Here is an 18,971-nt window from a genome sequence, read left to right as displayed (position 1 = left end):
GCAGGATGCACCTTATGCTAGCCAGCAGCGCTTTGCAGATGGACCCGCAACAGGCCCAGATGCTGATGGATGTGCACGACCTCTTCCGTGCCCAGACCTTCAAACATTTCCGCAATCCAGTCGCTGTGGGCCTGGGCCATCGCCTCGAAACTGCTCTTGCCCTTGGGGGTGAGACGCAACACCCAAGCACGTCGGTCGGTGGGGCTGCTCTGGCGAGACACCATACCCTCGCGGGCCAGCTCGTCAGTCAGTCCGGTAATATTGCCGCCGGTTACCATCAGATAGCGCGACAATTCGCCCATCTTCAGGCCCTGCGGGTAACGATACAGCTGGGCCATATAGTCGAAACGGGCCAGCGAAATATCAAAATTCTGGCGCAAGCGGCGACGGATTTCGTCTTCGATCTGCTTGGTGCAGGTCAGCATGCGCAACCACAATTTCAGGCTGGCGGGGTCCTTTGGACCGACGCGGCCTTCAAAGCCGGCATCAGCCGGTTCTACCAAAAATTCGAGTGCTGCTTCGCTTTGATTCATATTGTTTTTCCCCCAAGCTTTGGCTAATTCAGTTTGACCAACAGGCGGGATATTCTTGCTTGAACAAGTGGCCAAGTAGACACGGGATGTCTGGCTTTCAGGGCCTTGGTCGCAGTGCCAATCCGAATTTATATTCTACTATGAATATTTTAGAAATAAAGTATTTGGCGGGATAAAAACGCTTCCTCAAGGGTTTTCACCAAGGCCGCCCGAAAGCGGCCCGGTGTTGCCCTTACACCAGTGCGTACTGGCGCAGTGCAGCCTCCAGCTTGACGCCGTGCTCATCGGCCAAAGCCGCATCGCGCAAGGCGCCCAAAATGGCAGGTGACAGGGTGCTGGGGTTGCGCTCCAGAGCCGACATCACGGTCTGGTAGTTACGCAAGCCACGGGCATGGGTATCGCCATACCCTTTGACCAGACGCTGGCACTGGGCAATTTCCAGAGCCAGGGCCGGATGAGCATCGGCAGCCTGTTCAATCTGCTTCAGCCAGCCCTCAATACGCTGCTGCTCAGCCTGGTAGCGCAACGTACGACGACGCCAGCGCTTGAAGCCCGAGAGCAGGTACAAGGGAATGAAGCCGCGCACCGAGCTGGTTTGAATCACACGACCGGATTTGGTCTGGGATTTCACCAGCTTGTTGCCCCAGGTAGGACGCATCAACCAACGGCCTACGCTGGCAAACGGCAGGATTTCGCTGATTTCTTCCACACGGGGGTGCATGTATTCATTGATTGCCACGATCTGGCCGTCGGCAGCGCGCACTTCTTTATGCACACGGTCAAAACGGCTGGAGCGGGTTTTCAGTTCAGCCACGCGAATGGCGTCCTCGTAGGACATCCACAGCGCCAGGTAGCGGCCGGTTTCGCGGATCAGGGCCACATCGTCAGGGCGGGCAAACTGGCTGATCTTTTTCAGGCGGTCCAGGTACAGATTGGCGTAGGCCACGTCCTGAAAATCCAGCACACGGCGCACACCTTCCACCACGATAGGCTGGGCCTGCGCGGGTACTTCGGCACGGACGCGGTCAATCAGCTTGGCCACCGCAGGGTCGCGGGGGGCCAGCGTCGCCATATCAACCGGCTTGTTTTCCGAATCGGCTTTACCTGCATCCCCTTCCGCAACACGGGCGTAAGCGGCACCAAAAGCCTTCAAGCTGGGCTTGACGCCCACACCACCGCGCTCGATGGTCTGTTCAAACTGCGAACGGCTAAAGGGCAGCACGCCGGTGCTGGCCAATGCGCCAAACAGCACGGCGGAAATCACGCTGCCCGAATCCTCGGCCGCTTTTTCCATATTGAAGTAAACAAAGCGCTTGGCAGCCTGGGTTGCGTGCGCAATCAGGGCGTTGTCGTCCACACGGCCATCGCCCATGGCCGATTTTTCGGCAATGGAATAGACACGGTGGGTGGAAGCGATCAGCGTGGTGCGGTCCTCTGTCACCAGGCCACGTTGTACGGCGCGACCGGCTTCCATCAGTTCGGAAGCCAGCACCACGTCCACGTCACCGGGCATGGGCATCAGGGCCAGCACAGGCTTTTTGCCATCCACGGCGGCCGAGTGCGGGAACAGTTCCACGTAGTAAATCGTGGCGCCGGTACGCTGGGCCACGCCCGGCACCGAGGTGGTCTGTGCAAAGTAGCCGTTTTGTTCGCCCAGGTTGACGATCCAGTCGGCCAACACGCCGCCGCCTTCGCCACCCATGGCCAAAATAGCAATCTTGATTGGTTTGATCTGCATGATAAAAATCTCTACGGGTGTGCTTAGAAGGCCAGACGTTCACGACGGGCAGCGTCACGACGCTGCAACCAGCCGATAAAGCTACGGCGGGTTTTTTCGCGGAACTTGTCCCAGCCGGTCGGGTTGCTGACTACTTGTGCACGGTAGAAAGACGGGCACAGAATCGCCGCGTGGGAAACCTCACCACACAGACCGCAACCCACACAACTGTTCATCACATTCGCTACGGGGTCCTGACGCAGAGCGTCCGGATTGGGGCGAATCGACAACGAAGGGCAACCGGACAAGCGGATGCAGGAGTGATCGCCGGTACACGTATCCGGGTCCACACCAAAACGCTCGCGCACTACGCGTTCGCCCGCCGCCACGGCTTTACGCACCTGGCCTTTCTCGCGGCGCTGACGGTTCAACATACATTCGCTTTGCGCCACCAGCACCTTGGGACCTTTTTCCTTGGTCGTCAGGGCTTCACGCAGGGTTGCCGTCATGGTCTTCAAGTCGTAGGTGCGACGAATCATGCGCAGCCATTCCACACCGACGCCACGCGCGGCTTTCTCGATCAGGTGACCGGTACTGCGCGTTTCGTTCTTGGCCTTGGAGGACAGAATGTCCTGACCACCGGTAGCCGCGGTGTAGCTGTTGTCGATCACAATGGTCAGGTTGTCGCTGCGGTTGAACACGGCGTTGGCAATACCACTGGTCAAACCGTTGTGCCAGAAACCACCGTCACCCATGACCGAGATCGCACGCTTGTCCGAATCCACGTTCAAGGCGGCCGAACCGGCGCCACCCAGGCCGTAACCCATGGTGGTGTTGCCCAGGTTGAAGGGCGGCAGAATGGAGAACAGGTGACAGCCAATGTCGGCCGACACGTGGTGCTCGCCCAGCTCGCGCTCCACCAGCTTCAAAGCGGTAAAGATAGGACGCTCGGGACAGCCGGTACAAAAACCTGGCGGACGGGCGTGAACGTTCTCGTCCAGGCTGCCCAAGGGTTTGACTTCAGCCGCTTCCACTTCCACCAGGCTGGCTTGCTCAGCTTTGGGGCGCTCCACGGTCTCGACTTTCATCGGGATCACGCGTGGTTTGCGGGCTGGCAGGGGCTCAATGCGCTCGTATTTTTCCATGAAGGCACGCAGGCCTTTCAACATAGTGGCGGTGTTGTACTCACCGGCCAGAGGCAACAGATCCTTGCCGTGCAAGGTCACGTCCACATTGTGACGACGCACGATGTCGGAGATGTTCTGTTCCACAAAGTTGGGCTGACCTTCTTCCAGCACCAGCACCGCACGCTTGCCTTCACAGAAGCGGACGATTTCAGATTCGATCAGCGGGTAAGCCACGTTCATCACGTACATCGGCACTTTGGATTCGCCGAACACGTCAGCCATATCCAGGTGTTCCAAAGCACGGATCACGGTGTTGTAGCCACCGCCCTGAACGATCAGACCGACGTCATCGGTGCCATCAGCAAAGAATTCATTCAACTGACGCTCTTCGATGAACTTGACGGCATTAGGCCAGCGCTGTTCGATCTTTTCTTTTTCGTGCAGGAAGCTGGCAGGCGGCAACACAATGCGATTGATGTCGCGTGTGGGCTGCTCCATGGCTTCTTTGATGGTGAACTTGGCGCGGCGGTTATCCGAGGCCACAAACTGACCATGCACGTGACAGGCGCGAATACGCAGCTGCAACATCACGGGGGTGTTGGACGCTTCGGACAGATCAAAGCCGTCTTTAACTGCTTGCACAATACAGGGCAGATTGGGACGGGGGTCCAGCATCCACATCTGGGATTTCATGGCAAAAGCGTGGCTGCGCTCCTGCATGATGGACGAGCCTTCACCGTAGTCTTCGCCCACAATGATCAGCGCACCGCCCTTGACCCCACCGGAGGCCAGGTTGGCCAGCGCGTCCGAGGCCACGTTGGTACCTACCGTTGCCTTGAAGGTAATGGCGCCACGCAGCGGGTAGTTAACCGATGCAGCCAGCGTTGCCGCAGCCGTTGCCTCGCTGGCACTGTTTTCAAAACGGATTCCGTTCTCTTGCAAGATGTCCTGGGCATCTGCCAGCACGTCCATCAAGTGCGAGATAGGCGCACCCTGGTAACCGGCCACGTAGGACACGCCCGATTCCAGCAGGGCCTTGGTCACCGCCAGGATGCCTTCGCCACTGAATACGTCTCCATCACCCAGGCGCAGCTTTTTGACTTCTTCGACAAACGATCGCTCAGCCATTTTTCTTTCCTTACTTACCGCTCATTGTGAACATGGTATTTATTTTCATCGGAATATGTTTATATCTCAACATATCCATTCTCATGGTTTTCCCTAGTAAAGTAGCTAAATTATTTGCGACACGCGAGCGGACAGCTTGGTTATAGTGAGCCCTGTTGCTGCCTTGCGGCACCCATTAGCCTGTAATGACAATAAGCACCATGAGCCCCACCGAACACGACACCGTCTTTGTCGAAAACTACCTGCCCGCCTTGTTGGCCCAGGCAAGCCAGCTGATCTCTGCCGAATTCCATGAAGTGGTGCTAAGCAACGGTTTGTCCATTTCCGAATGGCGTGTGCTGTCCACCCTGTCCGGCGCGGGCGAAGTGAGCATCGGCCATCTGGCTCGCATTGCCACCACCAAGCAACCCACCGTCACACGCTTGCTCGATCGCCTGGAAAAGCAAGGTTTGCTGCGCCGCGTGGCCCACGATGTGGACCGTCGCATCACCTTGGTACGTATCACCGAAGAAGGCCAAACGCTGATCTCCGGCCTGATTGCCAAGGCTCGCCTGCACGAGCAGGAAGTGGTGCAGCGCCTGCAACCGCTGGATGTCGGCGCCCTCAAAACCACCTTGCGGCGTCTGATCTCCGAGCAGCACGACTACAACGATCAGTAAAACGCAGCCCGCCCGGCCACACTATCGGTTCTAACCCTGCATAGCGCGGGCTTGGCGTTCTGAACCTGGTCTGTAGCGACTTCCAGATTCAAGAGACACCACACACGCCTCACCTGAACGGGGCGTGTGTGGTGTTTTTTTATCCTTTCCAACCTTGAGGATTCACAGAGCCATAACCTTCAGCAGCCAGGCTACTGATCAGATGTATGGCTCTGCCAGATAGCCCATTACTCAGGCTGAATGCCCAGGGTAGGGATCAGCTCGGAATAGACCTTGGAGTCGTTCTGCACGCGCTCCAGCGTCTGGGCCGGGGTGGTGAAGAACTGGGCCAGACCACGGCTCTTGAAGGCAGCCTGCATTTCGGGGGTCTTCAGGGCAGCATCCACCTTTTCCTGAATTTCTTTCACGGTGTCATCCGGCGTGGTGCCGGGGGCAAACAGCGCAAAAGTCGTCGTCGGAATGCTGTTGGCATGGCCACCTGCTTCCTGCACCGTCGGCACATTTGGCAGCAGTTCAGTACGCTTGTCAGCGCCTACCGCCAAGACTCGCACCTTGCCGCCATCTACGTGCTGGGATGCCAGAATGCCACCGACCAGCATGGCATCTGTCTCACCGCCCAGAATGGCGTTTGTCGCCGGGGCCATACCCTTGTAGGGGATGTAGGTGAAATTCACCCCTTCTTCACGGGCCAGCAAGCCCATGCCCAGGTGCGTGACGTGTCCACGGCCACCGGTGCCCACATTGGTATCACCATTGGCTTTCTTGGCCTGGGCGATAAATTCCTTGTAGTCCTTGGCCGGGAAATCATTACGCACCAGCAGATACAGGTTCACGCCAGCGACTGTGGTGACCGGCTTCAGGTCCTTTTCCCATTTGTAGGGCAGGTTGCTGTAAAGCAGCGGGTTGGTCGATACCGCCAGGCTATCGACCATCAGCAGGGCCGAGCCGTCCCCCTTGGCTTTGGCGATATTGTCAGTACCGATAATGGCGTTGGCGCCCGGACGGTTTTCAATCACAAAGACCTTGCCGGTGGCCTTGTTCAGATGCACACCCAGATCGCGGGCCAGAATGTCAGGCTCGGTGCCGGGTGGGTAGGGGACCACAATACGCACCTGGTCCGTAGTCGGCCAGGCGGCTTGAGCCATCATCGGGGCCAAAGCACCCACACCTGCCAACAACAGGGCCAGCGTCGTATTTTTAAGCTGCTTCATTGTCCACTCCTTATCGTTATTGATTGCGGCCCGCCACCGACTGGTAGCCCCCCGCAGCGCATTTACCATCGTCCAATCAAGATATTCATCATGCGCTCATGCGCATTGGTACGATCCTCTACCGCAGCCCAGCTCTCGCTGGCACGCCCTTTCAGGGTGTCATGCCAGTCCAGCAGGCCTTCTTTCATACGCCGACAAACCGCTGCATACGCCGGGTCTGCGCCCAGGTCGTGCAGCTCGTCAGGGTCTTGCTTCAAGTCGAATAATTGTGGCCGATAGCCTTGCCAATGTATGTATTTATAGTCGCTATCGCGCAGCATCAGGCCACGACATTCATCCACGCCACGGCCCAGAATCTGGCGGGCTTCCCGATAGGCGTAATCTAGGCTGGCCACGGTGTACTCACGCGCCCAGTCGGACTGGCCGTGCAACAGGGGAATCAGCGAACGGCCTTCCACCCGGTGTTCCTGGGCGGGCAGGTGCAAGGCATCCAGAATCGTAGGGGTGACATCCACGCACTCGACAAAAGCTTCACTGCTTTGACCACGTGTGACATTCGCTGAAGTCCGTGGATCAACCACGATCAGCGGAACGCGTATGGCGTTTTCAAAGAAATACTCTTTCTCGCCCAGCCAGTGGTCGCCCAGCAAATCGCCGTGATCAGAACTGAAAATAATCAGGGTGTCTTTCAGGCGGTCTTGCTGTTCCAGCATGTCCAGCAAACGGCCGACTTCATCATCGATCTGTTGAACCAGGCCCATATAGACAGGCTTGATCGTGCGCCAGACCTCGTCCTGAGCAAAAGACAGGGATTCTTCATGCTGCTGATAGGCCGCATGCACGGGGTGTGCATTCTGGCGCTCGTGCTCTGCACGCAGGGGCGTACAGGCGTCTTCCGCGCCAAAGCGATCGTGGTAGGGCGCTGGCGCTTTATAAGGCCAGTGCGGTTTGATGAAAGACAGATGCAAGGCCCAGGGCTCTTCGCCTTTGGCCGTGATGAAATCCATGGCCCGCTGGGTGAAGTAGGCGGTTTCAGAGTCCTGCGCCTGTACCCGTGCTGGCAGGCTGGCATTACGCATGTACCAACCGGAGGCAAACTGACCCTGGGCATCCTGGCTGCCAATCACATAGTCTTCCCAGGGACGCTCGCTGTCGTAACCCTGAGCCTGCAAATACTGGCGGTATTCACTATCCGGGCCCATTTCAAAGTGACCGTCATAGCGTTCAATCGCCGTAAAGCCGCCTTGCCAGAAGCGCTCGGCCGCCTCGGGCTGAACCTGGAAGCGTCGGGCATTGGCCCCGGCCGGGTCCGGCACGTGATGGGTCTTGCCCAGCAGATGGCACTCTCGCCCGGACTGGGCCAGATAATCGCCCAGATACAGCTCGTCGATGGGGTGGGGAACGCGATTCCAGGTGACCCGGTGCGACAAGGGATAGCGGCCGGTGTAATACGAGGCCCGCGACGGGCCACAGACGGCAGAGTTCACATAGGCACGATCAAAGCGCACACCCATGGCGGCCAGGCGATCCAGATTGGGGGTCTTTAATGCGCCCCCAGGGGCATAACAGGACAGGTGGTCTGCACGTAACTGGTCACACATGATGAACAGCACATTCTTGATCTCTAAAGACACCTGACTGGGCTGAGCCTGATCCATGTCCGCCTCAAAAAAAACCGGGTTCGGGCCCGCGTAGAACCCGACGCCACAAAAGGAGTAGGCCATGTGTAAGCAAATGCTTAACAGACCCGCTTATGCCTCAGATTATTACCGCAGTCTGAGAATAATTTTTGAATAATCTGATGGTTTAGGTATAAACCAGTAGACTCGGCCAATGCCCGATGTTGCGCTCCACTGACACGCCGCAGCATGGTTAGAATAGAGAACCAACAACTCCGCTTCTACGAGGGCACATGAATAGTCTAAGACGCATGCTGCAAATTCTGGACTTGTACGGTGCAGACACTCCGGTTCTGGATGTGGAAACCATCTGCGCTCGCTTGAATTACCCTCCCGCGACAACCTATCGCTACCTGAAAGAGTTATGCACTAGCGGCCTGCTGATACGCAGTCCCGAAGGTTACGCGCTGGGGCCCCGGTTTATAGAAATGGATCTGCTGATCCGCGAATTTGATCCGCTGGTCAGCCGTTGCCGCCCCTTGCTGCGTTCGCTGGTCGAGCAGACCGGACTGGACGTCCTGATCGGCCAGCAATATGGCGAACGCATATTGACTACCCATCAGGAAACCGGGCCGGAGCGTTTCGAGCTGCTGTTTGGCCGGGGCCGCACCATGGATATGTTCCGCAGCTCCACAGCCCGTATCGTCACGGCTTATCTGCCCACCCGCCATCTGCGCCGCTTGTACGAGAAAAATCAGGAGATTGATTACGTACAGCGCCTGGGCAAGGAATGGCCGGTGTTTTCCGCCCATATGCAGGAACTGCGCCGTGCGGGCTATTGCATCACCAAAGAGCAGATCAATCCGGGCATAGGCGGTATTTCCGCGCCTATTTTTGATGATGCCAAACGTATCTTCGGCAGCCTGACCTTGTTGGGTACGCTGGAACGCTTTGAGGCGATCAGCCCCGAAGCGCTAGCCAGCCTGATCCAGCCCGCTGCACGCGCCGTTAGCCGCGCCCTGGCCCAAGTCTGAGGGCTGAGTGCCCCCAGGAACCAAGCCGCGCCTGATCAAGCATCAGTTCGCGGCTTTGTCTTGGCCTGTTTCCGCCCTTTCTTTTTCTCCGGCACCACCACTTTCACTGGCGGATGGTTCACCACCCCAAACGGAATATGCACGGACGGCAAAGTCTGCGCGGTGGGAATCAGGTGGGTGGTCTGGTCATCAAAGAAAATATGGGGCTGCAAAACCTCCAGCACCCGACGTTTTTCAATGCCACCCAGAAAGAAGGCCTCGTTCACTTCAATACCCCAGCTGCGGATGGTATTGATGACACGCTCGTGAGCCGGCGCATTGCGTGCCGTCACAATCGCAATTCGCAGACGCGGCACATAGCTGGCATCCTGCTCCTGGCGCAATTGCTCCACTTCCTGAATATGCGCCAATTTCAGCAAAAACGCCTGTAACAGGCCGGGATTATGCGGTTTTTGCACCAAACGCACTTCATGCTCGAAAAAGGCCGGCAAACCACCTTCCTGCTGATACACGCGCTCGGACTCGTCGTCCGCGATCACCCCGTCAAAGTCGAAAGCCACGCGAATGGGCTGGTCGTCATAAGCATCCTCGTAAGAGGAATTCAGAACCTGACCTGCGGGATAGCCTTGCTGCACCGCCCGATGCACGTCTTCCTGATTAGCCGACAGAAACAGGCTGATGGACAGCGGCTGGATGTAAGGGCTGGGGTCGCCCCCTTGCAGAAACACCGCCCGCGTAATGTCCAGATCATGATGGCGAATGGAATTCATCACCCGCAAGCCTGTATTGGGATCATTACGGGACAGCAGCACGACCTCGACCAAGGGATCGTCGGGCGATAGATCATTCAGGGCCAGCAAGCGCCGAATGAAGGAAAAAGCCACGCCCGGCTTCAGGGGCTCATGCTCGCGCGCCAGCTGGTAATCACGATACGCTGCCTCACCTTGCTCCAGAAAGACCTGATGAGACTGGCTCAGATCAAACAAAGCGCTGGAAGCCAGCCCAATCACCAGCCGTTTCTCCAGGTCATACGCCATGCACACCGCTCCCCAAATCCGCAAAAAAAACCAGCATACCAAAACGCTAAGCCGGCACTGGTACTACCCAAGCAGAACAAAGCCTACTAAAGTGCAAACACCATCACCTTCGTGAAAGCTTGCCGCCATGCAACCCTCAAAAAGCTATACCCTTGTTCTGGGCAATCCCCATTATTCGTCCTGGTCCTTGCGCCCCTGGTTATTAATGAGCCACTTGGGCATAGACTTTGACGCACGCTGGTTCAATTTTGGCCCCTCCTTCAGCACCCTGGCTTTCCATGAAATGGCCCCGGCGGGCCAAGTACCTGTGCTACACACCAATGGGCAGATCATTTGGGACAGTCTGGCTATTGCCGAATACCTGGCCGAACAGCATCCCGGCGTCTGGCCCATAGACCCTATTGCCCGCGCCTGGGCGCGCAGCGCCAGTGCAGAAATGCACGCCAACTTTTCCTCGCTACGGAATCTCTGCCCCTTTGCCGTCGCCCTGCGCGCCCACCACCATCAGCAGGACATGCGTCTGCAAGGCGAGCTGGAACGCCTGCAAACCATCTGGCAAGAAGGCTTGAGCCGTTTTGGCGGCCCTTTCCTGGCCGGAGAGCGCTTTAGTGCCGTCGATGCCTTTTACGCTCCCGTGGTATTTCGCCTGCAAACCTATGGTCTGAAACTGGACGAAGCCTGTCAGGACTACATGAATCGCATACTGGAATTGCCTGCCATGCAGCGCTGGCACCAGATGGCCTGTCAGGACACCTGGCGCGACCCGGACCACGAAGCCGAAATTGTGCGTGTGGCTGATATACATCTGGATTTACGCCAGCCAGCCTAGTGTCAGCGAATTGCCATGTCAGTGCAGACACGAAAGAGTATCCTTGATGGTCCCGAATGATTTCGCTGTCAAGGATTGCGCCGTATGGGCGATACGTACTTTCGCACTACAAACTACCATTTCACCGATCTGGACCCTCAGGCACAGGCCGCTTATGTAGACTCGCTGGCTGAACAAGCCCGGGCCAACAGCGCCTGTTTACGCTTCGATGTATTGCGCAAAGACCAGCCCCCAGGACAATGGGTGCTGCATGAAAGCTGGCGAGACTCCCAAAGCTGCAAGGACTTTCACGCCAGCGCCCCCGCTCAGACCCTGCAAAAAGCACGGGTCGAACAGAACCTGAACCATCCAGCCCAGCAAAAGGCTGCTGACAAGCCTGCGGCTGCGCGCCCGGCGTGCAAGAAGAGCAAGTGGGACCCCTACGTGTGGATCAGTATCGCCATGTGTATCGGGGTAATGGGCACAGCCCTGGCCAGCCCGCTATACCCGCTGTATCAGGACCGCTGGGACCTGAACGCCAGTCACATTACCCAACTGTACGTGGCCTATATGGCCGCTGGTTTGACGGGCCTACTGTTTCTGGGCCGCTTGAGCGACATGAAAGGCTTTATGCCCGTGCTGCGTACCGGCCTGATTCTGGTGACCAGCGGCGTAACCCTGTCCGCCTTTGCCTGGGATGTAGGCAGCTTTGTGTTCAGCCGCATCATGATCGGGATGGCCTCCAGCATGATTGTGACTTCAGCCTCCATCGGTCTGGGGCAATTTAACCGGGGCGGAGACGTGCAACGTGCTGCCGCTACCACCTCACTGATGCTGGCCTTTGGTTTTGGTCTGGGTCCGGTCGTAGGCGGCCTGATTGCACAGTGGGTGCCAAATCCACTGTTCTCCAGCTATATCCCCTCCATGGCCCTGGGTGTGCTGGCCATCTATGCCCTGTTTCAGATCAAGCCCATTGCCAGCAAACAGCCGGTACCGCAAAAGACCAACTGGCGCACCTGGATGCCGCGCCTGACACTGCCCGCCACCCATCTGCGCCGCCCCTATCTGATTGGCTGCTTGTCCGCCTGTTGCGCCTTTGCCATGTTCAGCCTGTTCGCCTCTCTGGCGCCCAGCTTCATGGCGCAAATGGTGCCTTGGCACGGCCCGGCCACCAGCGGCTTTTCCATCGGGATTATTCTGTTCCTGTCCTCGGGCTTTCAGCTGCTGATCCGCCGCTGGCCCGCCAAGCGCAGCGTCATCGTGGGCCTGCTGTCCTTTACCCTGGCCTGTATCGCCTTGCTGATCAATCTGTGGGCCAGTTCCTCGTTGTTATTCATCCTGTGCGTGCTGCTGACCGCCTTTGGCCACGGCCTGTGCATGTACGGCGGCATGTCTATCGTGCAGCGTGTCTCGCCCCCGCATCAGCGTGCCGGTCTGACGTCTACCTACCTGATCACCGGCTATCTGGGTGCCATCCTGCCTATTTTGGGTCTGGGCTGGCTGGCCGACCATTTGGGTCTGGACCAGGGCCTGATGATCTTCTGCAGTCTGATCGCCACCGCCGCACTGACTGTTTCCATCATCGCCTATCTGACGCCGGTACTGCATAAACCGGCCTCTGCCTGAGCAGGCACCTTGGCAAGCCACAACCTCTGGCTGTGGCTTGCTCGCCATGCGAGCCCCCGTATATTCCCCTAGTCCATTCAGGCCCCTTACTAGGGTTAGACCTGAAAAAGAAACACGTCCACCCTCAGTAGAATAAAGCCACTCCTGCAACGCTTCGCAACACAGAGCGACCGGACCCAAGTATCTCCCAAAAGAATAAGTAATCCTTATCAAGGAGGCATTATGGCTGTTGCATTAAACAAGCTGTTTGTCAGTCTGGGCGCGGCCTTGGCCTGCTCGGTTACCGCACAGGCAGCCGGTTATCCGGACCACCCCATCAATATGGTGGTGCCTTTTGCGGCGGGCGGTCCCACGGACAACGTGGCACGCGCTCTGGCCGAAGCCATGCGCCCAGTTCTGGGTGAAACCATTGTGGTGGAAAACAAAGGCGGGGCAGGTGGCTCCATTGGCACTTCCCAGGTCGCCCGCGCCAAGCCGGATGGCTACAACATACTGCTGATGCACATCGGCTTTTCCACCGCCCCTTCGCTATACAAAAAGCCCGGCTATGACGCCATCAACGGCATGTCTCCCATCGGCCTGGTCGTTGACGTTCCCATGACCATCATTGCCCGTGAGGACTTCCCACCCAACAACATTCAGGAGCTGGTGCAGTACCTGAAGGACAACCAGGACAAGGTTTCCCTGGCCAACGCCGGGATTGGCGCGGCCAGCCACCTGTGCGGCACCATGTTCACTGAGGCACTGGGTATTGAACTGCTGACCGTGCCCTACAAAGGCACCGCCCCGGCCATCGCGGATTTGATGGGCAAGCAGGTGGACATCATGTGTGACCAAACCACCAACACCACCCAGCAAATCAAATCCGGCAAGGTGAAGGTCTATGCTGTCACCAGCCGCGAGCGCGTCCCGACCTTCCCGGACGTCCCCACCATGGAGGAATCCGGCTTCAAGGACTTTGAAGTAGGCATCTGGCACGGCATGTGGGCACCGAAAGATACACCCCAACCTGTCGTGGATACCCTGGTAAAAGCGCTTCAAGCTGGCATGGCTGACAAGGACTTCCAAAGCCGTATGGCCACTCTGGGAGCCACGGTCATGGACAAGGAAGCCAACCCGGCCGCCTTGCAGGCCAAGGTGGAGCAACAAGTGCCCCAGTGGGCCGCCCTGTTCAAGAAAGTGGGCGTAGAGCCCCAATAAAACCTGTTAGCCCAAAGGCTTTTGAAAAGGACGCTTAGGCGTCCTTTTTTTCGGCTTTGGGGTGCTGTCTGCCGCAGCGGTGGATAGCCTGTTCGGATGACCAAGAGACAACGCTCCATCAAGCTCCCGGCGACTCAAGAAAATCCGATCAAGAAAGGCTCGAAGTCAACGACTAGAGAAAATCCGGCCAAGAGAGGCTCGGACTCTGCGAGTATCAATCCGTCTTTCGAACCGCCGTATCCAAAGCCTGCAACCGCGCCCAAAGCCCTTGGAAATCCAGGTCCTGTGTGATCACTACCATGCGCCCTTGTTGATCCGGCCAGGGCCACTGCGGCACGGCCTGCCAAGGATAGGACTGATGCTGCACAGCATGAATCACCTGCGGCTGGTCCATGCCCAGCACGGGCAGAACAGCTTTCAGCCGCAATAGACGAGGGCCTGCCCATTGGCACAGATCCAACAGCCAGGATTGCAGCTTGTCAGCAGGTAAAGATTGAGGGAACAGGGCACTTAACGAATAGATGGAATCTCCATGGCGGGAGACATCAGGCAGGCTGACCGCAGACGCGCTGGAGCTTGCTACATGCAGGTGAGCAGACTCAAGGCGGTCAGCGTTGCCGTTGCCGTTGCCGTTGCCGTTGCCGTTGCCGTTGCCAGCCATGGTGCCCGTGCCTTGGCTATGGCTATGGCTATGGCTATGGCTATGGCTATGGCTATGGCTATGGCTATGCACATGATCGTGATCGTGATCGTGATCGTGATCGTGATCGTGATCGTGATCGTGATCGCCAGTATCTTGCCCCAATGCCTCGAACGCTTCCAAGCTCCAGGCCCGACCTTGTCCGGCTTGCTCGCCCAAGCCCAACAAACTGGGCGCAACGGGCTGCGCGGCCGACAAAATCTGCTGCTGCGCCAAAGGATTCAAACCGCGCACGTATTCACGCAGCGCCGTTTCCGCCCCTGCATCCACCCGATCACGCTTGCTGAACAGCAGCAAATCAGCCACAGCCACCTGTCGTTGCGCTTCGGCATGGCGCGCCAGCGTTTCCAGCCCATGCTCCAGATCCACCACCGTCACCACACCCGCCAGGCTGTACTTCCCGGCCAGTTGCGGATCGCTTAACAAGGTATGCAAGATAGGGGCAGGATTGGCCAGCCCGGTCGTTTCAATCAGAACCCGTCGGAACTGTCTCTGGCCTGCCCGCGAAAAACGCCAGGTAATGTCGCGCAAGGTCTGTACCAGATCGCGCCGTATGGTGCAGCACAAGCAACCACTGCCCATGGCCTCGATCACATTTTCCTGGCTATGCGCCACCAGATGATGGTCCAGCGCCGTCTGCCCAAACTCATTGATGATGACCAGGGTGTCGGCCATCTGCGCTTCTTGCAAAGCGCGGTTCAGCAAGGTGGTCTTGCCACTGCCTAAGAACCCAGTCAGCAAGGTGACCGGAATAGGCGCAGATTTGGCAGCCGCTTTCATATTCCTGCTACCTGTAAAAAGTAAGCGCTCATAGTCAACGGACGCGTTTGCGCAATTGATTAAGCCAGCTATAAGCACTGACCAGCGTAATACCCATCAGCACCAGCAAGGCTCCGGTGACAAAGCGCGGCTCGATCGTTTCACCGAGCAAAAACGCCCCGAACAGAACCCCGAACAAGGGAGTGGCAAAGGAGAACACCCCCAGCCGCGACGCCTGATACTGACGCAGCAACCAGAACCAGACCAGAAAGCTCAAGAACGCCACCACCACAGACTGGAACACCAGGCTGGCGCCCAACAAGCCTGACCAATGAATATCGGTTTGCCCGGTCACGACAGCGGCCACCATCAAAATCACAAAAGCGCTGAACAGCTGATACAGCAAAGCTTCCGAGGGCGGGACGGCAGACAGGCGCGTGCTACGAATCAGCACGGTGGTAAAGCCCCACAAGGCCCCGGCTGCCAAGGCCATCAGGTCCCCGATCAACATGCGTCCCAGATCAGCCCCGTCCATGCTGGCCGGGCCCAAAAAGGTAATGGCAATACCCGCCACTGCCAGCCCGATCCCCACCCATTGCAGGCGGGCCAAACGCTCCGAAGGCAAGAGAATATGCAGACCCAAGGCCGCAAACACGGGGGCTGTGTAGAGAAACACCACGACATGAGCTGCCGAGGTAAAGCGCAGGCTCTCGCCCAGCAGCAAATACTCCAGCGCAAACAACAAACCGGCCATCAGCCCCGGCCGCCAGGCCCCTTCCGTAAAGGCCAGCTTGTGTGTGCGTACCAGAACCAGCAAAGCGACCAGTACACAGGCAACGCCCGAGCGCAAACCAATCTGGAAAATAGGCGCCATGTCATGCGCCGTCGCCTTGAGCAAGATCTGCTGAAAGCTCCAGATCAGGCACAAAACCAGCATGGCACTGCTGGCCAGCGCATCCAGCGGTTTACGTTCTTCGCTCATGGTTTTTTTATCCGAAAAATAGCGTGCTTTTCCCTATGACCGAACAGGGCCAGAGGGGGCGCAAAAAATGATTATCCGTGAAATTTCCCCGAATCAAAACGGGGCAAAACTTTCTTTACCCTCGGATAAGCCTTAATTGATATATCAAAAACCCCTCCCTAGAATCATTTAAGCCTAAAAAACAGGAAAAGGCTTGGGAGACAGACATGACGCTTAGCAATACCGACCGGGTACGAATCGAACTGGAGCACCGCATTGCCAGCGGTGATCTGCCGCCGGGCAGCGCCATTGATGAATCCTTGCTGTGCACTTTTTTCCGGGTATCACGCACGCCGGTACGCGAAGCCTTGTTGCAGTTGGCAGCCACCGGACAAGTGCGCATTGCCCCCCGAGCCGGTATTTTTGTCACCCAGCACACGATTGAAGAGCTGGAAGAAATGCTGGAAACCCTGGCCCTGCTGGAAGGCGCCTGTACCCAGCTGGCGGCCTACCGCATCAGCAATGCCCAGATTCGCGAACTGGAGCGTTTGCAAAAGCGCGGTGCCAAGGCCCTGCAAGAAAAAAGCCTGGCTGATTACGCCACGTACAACGCCGAATTGCACGCCCTGATCCACAGCATTGCCGGCAATACCTTCATGGTGCAGCAAATTGAACATCTGCGCCGTCTGACCAACCCTTACCGCCACCGCCATCTGGATCAGGAAAACCGCATGGAGCAGTCCTGGCATGAGCATCAGGCACTGACCCAGGCACTGGCCCAACGCGACGGCCCCAGCGCCATGCAGGCCGCGGCCAGCCATGTGCTGTCCGGAGCCGAATCCCTGCGCCGTGTCGCCCAGGCCCATCCCGAAAAATGGGAGTTCGACAAGCGCGAGCGCTATAGCTGGCTAAACGCCCAGCTCAACCCTTTAGCCGGGTTTTATATGCGGCACTGAATTAATAATTAGCTAAAAAAACTACCACTCATACCGAGGAGACTTTCTCATGTTTGCAAGCCGTTTCACACGGCGTGCGCTGGCTGCGCTCGCCCTGACATTAAGCCCTGTGGCCGCTTTACACGCTGCCGAACCCATTCGCCTTGTCGTGGGTTTTGCCCCTGGCGGCGGGGTCGACACCCTGGCCCGCGTCACCGCTCAGGCGCTAAGCAAGGAGCTGGACCGCACCGTAATTGTGGAAAACAAATCCGGCGCAGGCGGCACCATTTCTGCCGACTACGTATCCAAATCCCAGGCCGATGGCAACACGCTGCTGTTTGCCGATACCTCCTTGCTGGTCGCCCCCTATATTTACCCGGCTCTGCGCTACGACTTGCAGCGTGACTTTGCCCCTATCGGCATGGTGGGCCAGTCTGATCTGGCGTTGGCCGTTCCGGGCGACAGCCCTGTCAAAACCGTGGCCGAGTTGATCGAAGCTATTCGCAAGGCACCTCCTCAAACAGAAACCTTCGCCTCGGTGGGCGTAGGCTCGGTGCACCATCTGGGTGGTGAACTGTTCGCCTTGCAGACCAAAACCGAACTGGTGCACGTTCCTTACCGCGGTGGCGCTCCCGCCAGTCAGGCTCTGGCCTCCGGTGAAGTGTCCATGTCCTTTGCCAGCCTGGCCTCCTCGATTGGCCTGGCCAACTCCGGCCGCATTCGTCTGCTGGCCACCTTGTCCGAGCGCCGCTTCCCCGGCATGCCCGATCTGCCCAGCGTCTCGGAAACCATTCCTGGCTATAGCGTGACACCGTCGCTGTTCATGCTGGCCCCACAAAGCGTGGACCCGGCCTTGATCGCCACCGTCAGCAAGGCCTTGGAAAACAGCATGCAGCAAAAGCAAGTACAGGATGCCTTCCTGGCCCAAGGCTCGGTAGCCGGTTATCAAGATGCCCAGGCCACCGAAAAATGGCTAGGTGAAGAAACAGAACGCTGGGCCAATGTCATCAAGACCGCCCAACTCGACTTTAAACAATGAAATAAGCAGCTACTGTTATGACGACTGACAACTCTGACACCAAGCGCCCCGTACTGGGCCTGATCGTGCCACCGGCCGCCGGTCTGGTGCCTCCGGAAGGTCCGGAAATGTACCCGGAAATCGATTTCATCGCCCAAGGTCTGGCGCTCAGTTCGGTGGACAAGGAAGGCTATGACCAGGTTATCGACCAGGTGGTGGAAGCAGCCCAGAAACTGGCTGCCCGTGGCGCCCGGGCCGTGTCCCTGATGGGAACATCGCTGAGCTTTTACCGCGGCTCGGACTTTAACGAAGAGCTGGTGGCACGTCTGCGCGAATCCACCGGCTTGCCATGCTCCACCATGAGCCATGCCATCTTGCGCGGTCTGCGTGTCAGCGGCATCGAACGGGTAGCGGTGGCCTCGTCCTATATTGATGACGTAAACCAGCGCCTGGTCCGATTTCTGGACCAGAACCAGATCCAGGCCGTCTGCGCCTATGGACTGGGCGTTAATGACGTCACGGCCATGTCGAAAATCAGCACGCAGGAGCTGGTAGACCTGTGTCTGAAGACGTGGGACATCGCCCAAGAGCAGGCCCCCGGTCAGGCACAAGGTTTGCTGCTGTCTTGCGGCGGCCTGGTGTCGCTGGAAGCCGTGCGTCAGGTCGAGGACAAGCTGGGCGTCACTGTTGTGTCCAGCTCGCCTGCTGGCTTCTGGGATCTGGTGGCGACGGCTGGGCTGGATTTATTTCCGCAGGGGATGGGACGACTGGCACAAGAGCGTCAAACCGCCTGATCCCTCGATGTAGATAGCCCCTTGTCCGCAAACGCGGATAGGGGCACGTAACACACTATTTACGCACACTAACGCCACGCAGCTTGTGTTGTGCTCATCGTACGT

The 18,971-nt window shown here is 57.8% G+C and carries 16 protein-coding genes; 8 read left to right on the top strand and 8 right to left on the bottom strand.

The window, feature by feature from the left end:
- Nucleotides 1-17 precede the first annotated feature (17 nt).
- The 3 genes from NIZ92_RS00285 to NIZ92_RS00275 all read right to left on the bottom strand — a co-directional run bounded on the left by NIZ92_RS00285 (nt 18) and on the right by NIZ92_RS00275 (nt 4,505).
- Complete coding sequence (locus NIZ92_RS00285; protein ID WP_009463824.1) at nt 18-533, bottom strand: MarR family winged helix-turn-helix transcriptional regulator; 516 nt, start codon at nt 531-533, stop codon at nt 18-20.
- 232 nt (nt 534-765) lie between these two features.
- Complete coding sequence (locus tag NIZ92_RS00280) at nt 766-2,271, bottom strand: indolepyruvate oxidoreductase subunit beta family protein (RefSeq protein ID WP_035269365.1); 1,506 nt, start codon at nt 2,269-2,271, stop codon at nt 766-768.
- A gap of 23 nt (nt 2,272-2,294) precedes the next feature.
- Nucleotides 2,295-4,505 carry an indolepyruvate ferredoxin oxidoreductase subunit alpha gene (locus tag NIZ92_RS00275; RefSeq protein WP_035269366.1) on the bottom strand — a complete coding sequence of 737 codons (2,211 nt, stop codon included), beginning with the start codon at nt 4,503-4,505 and terminating at the stop codon, nt 2,295-2,297.
- A 200-nt stretch (nt 4,506-4,705) separates the two neighbouring features.
- On the opposite strand from NIZ92_RS00275, the gene NIZ92_RS00270 reads away from it, so the two are divergent.
- On the top strand, nt 4,706-5,164 hold the full coding sequence (locus NIZ92_RS00270; protein WP_009463827.1) for a MarR family winged helix-turn-helix transcriptional regulator: 459 nt from the start codon (nt 4,706-4,708) through the stop codon (nt 5,162-5,164).
- A 227-nt stretch (nt 5,165-5,391) separates the two neighbouring features.
- Here the strand turns inward: NIZ92_RS00270 and NIZ92_RS00265 are convergent, their stop codons facing one another.
- A complete protein-coding gene (locus NIZ92_RS00265; RefSeq protein WP_009463828.1) occupies nt 5,392-6,375 on the bottom strand; it encodes a tripartite tricarboxylate transporter substrate binding protein in 984 nt (327 codons plus the stop codon).
- A gap of 62 nt (nt 6,376-6,437) precedes the next feature.
- On the bottom strand, nt 6,438-8,033 hold the full coding sequence (locus NIZ92_RS00260) for a sulfatase-like hydrolase/transferase (protein ID WP_254003234.1): 1,596 nt from the start codon (nt 8,031-8,033) through the stop codon (nt 6,438-6,440).
- A gap of 254 nt (nt 8,034-8,287) precedes the next feature.
- On the opposite strand from NIZ92_RS00260, the gene NIZ92_RS00255 reads away from it, so the two are divergent.
- Complete coding sequence (locus NIZ92_RS00255) at nt 8,288-9,028, top strand: IclR family transcriptional regulator (RefSeq protein WP_254002503.1); 741 nt, start codon at nt 8,288-8,290, stop codon at nt 9,026-9,028.
- A gap of 35 nt (nt 9,029-9,063) precedes the next feature.
- Here NIZ92_RS00255 and NIZ92_RS00250 read toward each other — a convergent pair whose 3' ends face one another.
- A complete protein-coding gene (locus NIZ92_RS00250) occupies nt 9,064-10,065 on the bottom strand; it encodes a 5'-nucleotidase (protein ID WP_115634711.1) in 1,002 nt (333 codons plus the stop codon).
- Nucleotides 10,066-10,192: 127 nt separating this feature from the next.
- Between NIZ92_RS00250 and NIZ92_RS00245 the strand changes: the two genes are divergently transcribed.
- From NIZ92_RS00245 to NIZ92_RS00235, 3 genes are all read left to right on the top strand, one after another.
- Nucleotides 10,193-10,894 carry a glutathione S-transferase gene (locus tag NIZ92_RS00245; protein WP_035269379.1) on the top strand — a complete coding sequence of 234 codons (702 nt, stop codon included), beginning with the start codon at nt 10,193-10,195 and terminating at the stop codon, nt 10,892-10,894.
- Between the two features lie 84 nt (nt 10,895-10,978).
- Nucleotides 10,979-12,499 (top strand): MFS transporter, encoded by a 1,521-nt coding sequence (locus NIZ92_RS00240; RefSeq protein ID WP_115634709.1) that lies wholly within the window; start codon nt 10,979-10,981, stop codon nt 12,497-12,499.
- A 222-nt stretch (nt 12,500-12,721) separates the two neighbouring features.
- Complete coding sequence (locus tag NIZ92_RS00235) at nt 12,722-13,699, top strand: tripartite tricarboxylate transporter substrate binding protein BugD (RefSeq protein WP_035269381.1); 978 nt, start codon at nt 12,722-12,724, stop codon at nt 13,697-13,699.
- A 214-nt stretch (nt 13,700-13,913) separates the two neighbouring features.
- Here NIZ92_RS00235 and NIZ92_RS00230 read toward each other — a convergent pair whose 3' ends face one another.
- Nucleotides 13,914-15,179 carry a GTP-binding protein gene (locus tag NIZ92_RS00230; protein ID WP_254002502.1) on the bottom strand — a complete coding sequence of 422 codons (1,266 nt, stop codon included), beginning with the start codon at nt 15,177-15,179 and terminating at the stop codon, nt 13,914-13,916.
- A gap of 34 nt (nt 15,180-15,213) precedes the next feature.
- Nucleotides 15,214-16,140, bottom strand: a complete 927-nt coding sequence (locus tag NIZ92_RS00225; RefSeq protein WP_254002501.1) for a DMT family transporter — start codon at nt 16,138-16,140, stop codon at nt 15,214-15,216.
- Between the two features lie 206 nt (nt 16,141-16,346).
- On the opposite strand from NIZ92_RS00225, the gene NIZ92_RS00220 reads away from it, so the two are divergent.
- The 3 genes from NIZ92_RS00220 to NIZ92_RS00210 are packed head-to-tail and all read left to right on the top strand — an operon-like array spanning nt 16,347 to nt 18,866.
- Nucleotides 16,347-17,075 carry a GntR family transcriptional regulator gene (locus NIZ92_RS00220; RefSeq protein WP_026483950.1) on the top strand — a complete coding sequence of 243 codons (729 nt, stop codon included), beginning with the start codon at nt 16,347-16,349 and terminating at the stop codon, nt 17,073-17,075.
- A 49-nt stretch (nt 17,076-17,124) separates the two neighbouring features.
- A complete protein-coding gene (locus NIZ92_RS00215) occupies nt 17,125-18,093 on the top strand; it encodes a tripartite tricarboxylate transporter substrate binding protein (RefSeq protein WP_226349097.1) in 969 nt (322 codons plus the stop codon).
- A gap of 17 nt (nt 18,094-18,110) precedes the next feature.
- Nucleotides 18,111-18,866 (top strand): arylmalonate decarboxylase, encoded by a 756-nt coding sequence (locus tag NIZ92_RS00210; RefSeq protein WP_254002500.1) that lies wholly within the window; start codon nt 18,111-18,113, stop codon nt 18,864-18,866.
- Nucleotides 18,867-18,971 lie beyond the last annotated feature (105 nt).

The sequence above is a fragment of the Alcaligenes sp. 1735tsa3 genome (assembly GCF_024134565.1).
In the GTDB taxonomy this organism is placed as follows: Bacteria; Pseudomonadota; Gammaproteobacteria; order Burkholderiales; family Burkholderiaceae_B; genus Alcaligenes; species Alcaligenes phenolicus.
The sequence above is the reverse complement of the archived record's forward strand: the minus strand, read 5'-3'. Positions and strand labels throughout refer to the sequence as shown.

What these genes read in the sequence shown, in the direction of transcription:
- NIZ92_RS00285 (WP_009463824.1), bottom strand. Translation starts at nt 533, where the DNA reads ATGAATCAAAGCGAAGCAGCACTCGAATTTTTGGTAGAACCGGCTGAT.
- NIZ92_RS00280 (WP_035269365.1), bottom strand. Translation starts at nt 2,271, where the DNA reads ATGCAGATCAAACCAATCAAGATTGCTATTTTGGCCATGGGTGGCGAA.
- NIZ92_RS00275 (WP_035269366.1), bottom strand. Translation starts at nt 4,505, where the DNA reads ATGGCTGAGCGATCGTTTGTCGAAGAAGTCAAAAAGCTGCGCCTGGGT.
- NIZ92_RS00270 (WP_009463827.1), top strand. Translation starts at nt 4,706, where the DNA reads ATGAGCCCCACCGAACACGACACCGTCTTTGTCGAAAACTACCTGCCC.
- NIZ92_RS00265 (WP_009463828.1), bottom strand. Translation starts at nt 6,375, where the DNA reads ATGAAGCAGCTTAAAAATACGACGCTGGCCCTGTTGTTGGCAGGTGTG.
- NIZ92_RS00260 (WP_254003234.1), bottom strand. Translation starts at nt 8,033, where the DNA reads ATGGATCAGGCTCAGCCCAGTCAGGTGTCTTTAGAGATCAAGAATGTG.
- NIZ92_RS00255 (WP_254002503.1), top strand. Translation starts at nt 8,288, where the DNA reads ATGAATAGTCTAAGACGCATGCTGCAAATTCTGGACTTGTACGGTGCA.
- NIZ92_RS00250 (WP_115634711.1), bottom strand. Translation starts at nt 10,065, where the DNA reads ATGGCGTATGACCTGGAGAAACGGCTGGTGATTGGGCTGGCTTCCAGC.
- NIZ92_RS00245 (WP_035269379.1), top strand. Translation starts at nt 10,193, where the DNA reads ATGCAACCCTCAAAAAGCTATACCCTTGTTCTGGGCAATCCCCATTAT.
- NIZ92_RS00240 (WP_115634709.1), top strand. Translation starts at nt 10,979, where the DNA reads ATGGGCGATACGTACTTTCGCACTACAAACTACCATTTCACCGATCTG.
- NIZ92_RS00235 (WP_035269381.1), top strand. Translation starts at nt 12,722, where the DNA reads ATGGCTGTTGCATTAAACAAGCTGTTTGTCAGTCTGGGCGCGGCCTTG.
- NIZ92_RS00230 (WP_254002502.1), bottom strand. Translation starts at nt 15,179, where the DNA reads ATGAAAGCGGCTGCCAAATCTGCGCCTATTCCGGTCACCTTGCTGACT.
- NIZ92_RS00225 (WP_254002501.1), bottom strand. Translation starts at nt 16,140, where the DNA reads ATGAGCGAAGAACGTAAACCGCTGGATGCGCTGGCCAGCAGTGCCATG.
- NIZ92_RS00220 (WP_026483950.1), top strand. Translation starts at nt 16,347, where the DNA reads ATGACGCTTAGCAATACCGACCGGGTACGAATCGAACTGGAGCACCGC.
- NIZ92_RS00215 (WP_226349097.1), top strand. Translation starts at nt 17,125, where the DNA reads ATGTTTGCAAGCCGTTTCACACGGCGTGCGCTGGCTGCGCTCGCCCTG.
- NIZ92_RS00210 (WP_254002500.1), top strand. Translation starts at nt 18,111, where the DNA reads ATGACGACTGACAACTCTGACACCAAGCGCCCCGTACTGGGCCTGATC.